This window comes from Pedobacter sp. (assembly GCF_045628745.1).
Lineage (GTDB): Bacteria > Bacteroidota > Bacteroidia > Sphingobacteriales > Sphingobacteriaceae > Pedobacter.
Window position 1 is genome coordinate 1 of record NZ_JAZQPU010000120.1, and the last position, 4,638, is coordinate 4,638.

Consider the following 4,638-nt stretch of genomic DNA (forward strand, 5'->3'; position numbering starts at 1 on the left):
AATGTGGTATTGTGTAACGCCGCAATGGCATTACAAACAATTGATCACACCAAAAGCTTTGCCGATTGTTTCTATGAGGCGGAAGAATCTTTAATGGCTAAAAAGGCCTTAAACAGCTTCCAGAAATTGTTAAATTTTACAGGTATTCAATCCAATGCCTGAACAACAATGAAAACCTCATGATCATGAAAATTAAAATATGTGGAATGCGCGACCCGGCAAATATTGCTGCGGTAGCCGCTTTAAAACCAGCTTATTTAGGCTTCATCTTTTACCCACAGTCAAAACGATTTGTTGGTAACCTTTCGGCTTCCGTTTTGGATGCGCTGCCTGCCAGCATCATCAAAACAGGGGTTTTTGTAAACGAGCAGCTGCACCAGGTACAAGAATTTGTGCTCAAGTACAAACTCCAGGCCGTGCAGCTTCATGGTGATGAATGCCCTAATTATTGTAAAGCCCTCAAAACGCTTTTCCCTGGTATTTCACTCATCAAAGCTTTTGGTTTAAAGGAGGGCTTCGACTTTGCTACCCTCATCCCTTACCAAAAAGTGGTAGATTATTTTCTTTTTGATACACAAACGCCCGATCATGGTGGTTCTGGCAAAACCTTCAACTGGGCAATATTAAAGGAGTATACTTTAAACGTTCCTTTCTTTTTAAGCGGCGGCATTGGCCCCGAACATGTGGTGGAGCTGCAACAGCTCAGCCACCCTAATTTATACGGCATAGACGTTAACAGTAGATTTGAAACCGAACCTGCATTAAAGGATACGGACAAACTAAAAGCATTTAAAACTAAACTATTCCCTTTGAGCACTGTGGCAAATGGAATATAACCTAAAGAACATGAATTACCAGGTGAATGAAAAAGGATATTTCGGAGATTTCGGTGGAGCTTATATTCCTGAAATGCTCTATCCTAATGTTGAAGAGCTCAGGCTCAATTACCTTAAAATTATCAATGATGAGTCCTTCCAAAAGGAATTCCATCAGCTGCTGAAAGATTATGTTGGTCGCCCTTCGCCTTTATTTCTGGCTAAGCGTTTATCTGCAAAATACAAGGCTAACATCTTTTTAAAGCGCGAAGACCTCAACCATACAGGGGCGCATAAAATTAACAATACCATCGGACAGATTTTGCTGGCGGAGCGCTTAGGTAAAAAAAGAATTATTGCAGAAACCGGCGCAGGGCAGCATGGTGTGGCCACAGCTACCGTATGTGCTTTACGTGGTCTGGAATGTGAGGTTTACATGGGTGAAATTGATATCCAGCGACAGGCACCTAATGTTGCCCGCATGAAAATGCTGGGTGCTAAAGTGATCCCCGCTACTTCAGGCTCAAAAACATTAAAAGATGCCACCAATGAGGCCATGCGCGCCTGGGTAAATAACCCTGTGGATACGCATTACATCATCGGTTCTGTGGTTGGTCCGCATCCTTATCCTGATATGGTTGCCTTATTCCAATCCATCATTTCTGAAGAAACAAAAAAACAGCTGATCGAACAAACAGGGAATGACCAGCCTGACTATGTATTGGCTTGTGTTGGTGGTGGTAGCAATGCCATGGGTATGTTTTACCACTTTCTTGATGATGAAAATGTTAAATTAATCGCCGTAGAAGCTGCTGGTAAAGGTGTAGACAGTGGTTTTTCTGCTGCCACTACTGCTTTAGGCAAAGAAGGTGTTTTGCATGGCAGCAGAAGTATTTTAATGCAAACCCACGACGGACAAGTAGTAGAGCCTTTCTCGGTATCTGCGGGTTTGGATTACCCCGGTATTGGCCCTCAGCATGCGCATTTGTTTAAATCTGGTCGCGGCAAATATGTTTCTGTAACGGATGATGAGTCTTTGCAGGCCGGCCTTTTATGTACACAGCTGGAAGGTATTATTCCTGCCATTGAAAGCGCCCATGCCCTGGCTTATTTAGAGAAAATGGAGTTTACAGGGAATGAAAATGTAGTGGTGTGTTTATCCGGCAGAGGTGATAAAGACATGGATACTTACATGAAATATTTTGGCTTATAAAAACACTTAAATGAATAGAATTAATCAATTATTCCAGGATAAAAAATCGAATATCCTGTCTATATATTATACTGCAGGCTTTCCTGACCTTGATGATACCCTGAAGATTGCAGAAGAGCTAGAACGTGCAGGTGCTGATATGCTTGAAATAGGATTTCCCTATTCCGATCCTGTAGCTGATGGTCCGGTGATCCAGGCCAGCAGTAAACAGTCACTTGACAGTGGAATGGACCTTAACCTGTTATTTAAGCAGTTAAAAGATTTACGGACCAAAGTAAACATCCCAGTTTTATTGATGGGTTATGTTAACCCGATGCTGCAATTTGGCGTAGAGAATTTTTGTAAGGCCTGTGCCGAAGTAGGGGTTGATGGCTGCATTGTTCCCGATTTGCCAATGGTAGAATTTGAAGAGTTTTACAAAGGCATCTTCGAAAAATACAACCTGAGCAATATCTTTTTGGTAACGCCACAAACTTCTGAAGAGCGCATCCATAAAATTGATGCGCTGACTACTGGTTTCATTTACCTGGTGTCTTCAGCAGCTACGACGGGTAAAAACCTGCAGCTGTCGCAAACTACAGACGATTACTTTGCACGCATCGCACAAATGAACCTTAAAAATCCTACCATGATTGGCTTTGGGATCAACAATAAATCTACCTTCGATAAAGCTTGTCAGTATGCCAATGGCGCCATTATTGGAACCGCCTTTGTGAAAGTACTGGCCGAAGATAAATCTGCAGAAAGCATCAGGCAGTTTATGGCAGAATTTGCCTAGTCTGTTTTTTAAACATTTAAATGGGAAGTTTGGTAGCGGCTGTTAAAACAAATCCTCCAAACTTCCTTTACCTTCCCTGATCACTTCAAACTCTCCAGAAGTGCAGTCTATAACCGTTGAGGCTTCATTACCGCCAAAACCACCGTCAATAACCAGGTCTACTCGGTCTTCATATTTCTCATGGATCAACTCCGGATCGGTAGAATATTCAATCACCTCATCTTCATCCTTAATGGACGTCGACAAAATAGGGTGGCCCAATTGCCTTACAATTTCTTGTGCAATACTATTGTCGGGCACCCTGATACCTACAGTTTTCTTTTTAGAGCTCAGCAATTTGGGTACATTATTGTTGGCATTTAAAATAAAGGTATAAGGGCCAGGCAGCGCTTTCTTTAACACCCTGAAAGTGATGTTATCGATAGGTTTGATGTAATCAGAAATATTTCTCAGGTCGGCACAAACAAAGGAAAACATTGCCTTTTCGGGCTTGATGCCCCTGATCTGGCAAATCTTTTCAATAGCCTTGTGGTTGGTAATGTCGCAGCCTAATCCATACACCGTATCAGTTGGATAAATAATGATTCCTCCTTTTTTTAATACTTCCACAGCTTGTTCTATAGCTTTGGGATTTGGATTTTCTGGGTAGATTTTGATTAACATATGTAAAAATATAAAAAACTTTCGTGTCTATCTGGATATTTGCCGTACTATTGCCGGTTATTCACTATATTAATCCATATGAGAAAAGCTTTTGTTGCAATAGCGGCCTTTTTGGTAACAGCTACGGTCATGATTGGTTTGGCATGGCATCCATTCTTTTGGGCTTTTATTTTTGTAGGCCCCATTGTTATTCTTGGTGTTTACGATTTATACCAGCCTAAACACAGTATTGTAAGAAATTATCCTGTAGTGGGGCGTTTAAGGTACTTTATGGAAGATTTGCGACCAAAAGTGTACCAGTATTTTGTAGAGAGCGACACCAATGGTAAGCCTTTCAGCAGGTTAAGCCGCTCTTTAATTTACCAGCGAGCAAAAAAAGAAAACGATACCATTCCCTTCGGTACACAGTTAGATGTGTATGAGAACGGCTATGAATGGTTAAGTCACAGTATTGCGGCCATCAGCCACCATGAATTAAATGAAGACCCAAGGGTTTTAATTGGTGGGCCAGACTGTAAACAACCTTATTCTGCCAGCATTTATAATATTTCTGCCATGAGTTTTGGTTCCTTAAGCCAAAACGCCATCCTTGCTTTAAACGGTGGCGCCAAAATGGGCAACTTTATGCACAATACTGGCGAAGGTGGAATCAGCGACTACCATTTGAAACCCGGTGGTGACCTGGTATGGCAAATTGGTACCGGTTATTTCGGCTGCCGTCACCATGATGGTACCTTTAATGATGAGGCTTTTGCCGAAAGGTCTAAAACCGAGCAGGTAAGAATGATAGAAATCAAACTTTCGCAGGGTGCTAAGCCGGGTCACGGTGGTATTTTACCAGCCTCGAAGGTAACACCAGAAATTTCAAGAATCAGGTTGGTAAAAGAAGGCTATGATGTCATTTCTCCTCCCGGGCACTCGGCATTTTCTACTCCTTTAGAAATGATCGCTTTCGTTAAAAAACTAAGGGAACTTTCTGGCGGCAAGCCCGTAGGTATTAAGCTTTGTATTGGTCGTAAGAGTGAGTTCTTTGCCATTTGCAAGGCCATGGTAGAAACAAAAACTTATGTAGACTTCATCACTGTTGATGGGGGTGAAGGGGGTACTGGTGCATCGCCACAAGAATTCTCCAATGCCGTTGGTACACCTTTAAGAGAAGCTGTGGCCTT

The 4,638-nt window shown here is 42.1% G+C and carries 5 protein-coding genes; 4 read left to right on the forward strand and 1 reads right to left on the reverse strand.

Going from position 1 to position 4,638, the window contains the following annotated elements; translation table 11 throughout:
• Positions 1-185: 185 nt before the first annotated feature.
• The 3 genes from ACR2F7_RS05165 to trpA are packed head-to-tail and all read left to right on the forward strand — an operon-like array spanning position 186 to position 2,806.
• Positions 186-836: a phosphoribosylanthranilate isomerase gene (locus ACR2F7_RS05165; RefSeq protein ID WP_432712522.1), complete on the forward strand. Its 651-nt coding sequence runs from the start codon at positions 186-188 to the stop codon at positions 834-836.
• Positions 837-846: 10 nt separating this feature from the next.
• On the forward strand, positions 847-2,028 hold the full coding sequence (trpB, locus tag ACR2F7_RS05170) for a tryptophan synthase subunit beta (RefSeq protein WP_432712526.1): 1,182 nt from the start codon (positions 847-849) through the stop codon (positions 2,026-2,028).
• 10 nt (positions 2,029-2,038) lie between these two features.
• Entirely contained in the window at positions 2,039-2,806 is a 768-nt protein-coding gene (gene trpA, locus ACR2F7_RS05175; protein WP_432712523.1) for a tryptophan synthase subunit alpha, read from the forward strand.
• 42 nt (positions 2,807-2,848) lie between these two features.
• On the opposite strand, the gene ACR2F7_RS05180 is transcribed toward trpA, so the two are convergent.
• A complete protein-coding gene (locus ACR2F7_RS05180; RefSeq protein WP_432712524.1) occupies positions 2,849-3,469 on the reverse strand; it encodes an L-threonylcarbamoyladenylate synthase in 621 nt (206 codons plus the stop codon).
• A gap of 78 nt (positions 3,470-3,547) precedes the next feature.
• On the opposite strand from ACR2F7_RS05180, the gene ACR2F7_RS05185 reads away from it, so the two are divergent.
• Positions 3,548-4,638, forward strand: a 1,091-nt coding sequence (locus ACR2F7_RS05185; protein WP_432712525.1) for a glutamate synthase-related protein, incomplete at its 3' end; no start/stop codon positions are given.

Bases quoted from the DNA above. Each gene is read 5' to 3' on its own strand.
- trpB (WP_432712526.1), top strand. From the start codon at position 847: ATGAATTACCAGGTGAATGAAAAAGGATATTTCGGAGATTTCGGTGGA.
- ACR2F7_RS05180 (WP_432712524.1), bottom strand. From the start codon at position 3,469: ATGTTAATCAAAATCTACCCAGAAAATCCAAATCCCAAAGCTATAGAA.
- trpA (WP_432712523.1), top strand. From the start codon at position 2,039: ATGAATAGAATTAATCAATTATTCCAGGATAAAAAATCGAATATCCTG.
- ACR2F7_RS05165 (WP_432712522.1), top strand. From the start codon at position 186: ATGAAAATTAAAATATGTGGAATGCGCGACCCGGCAAATATTGCTGCG.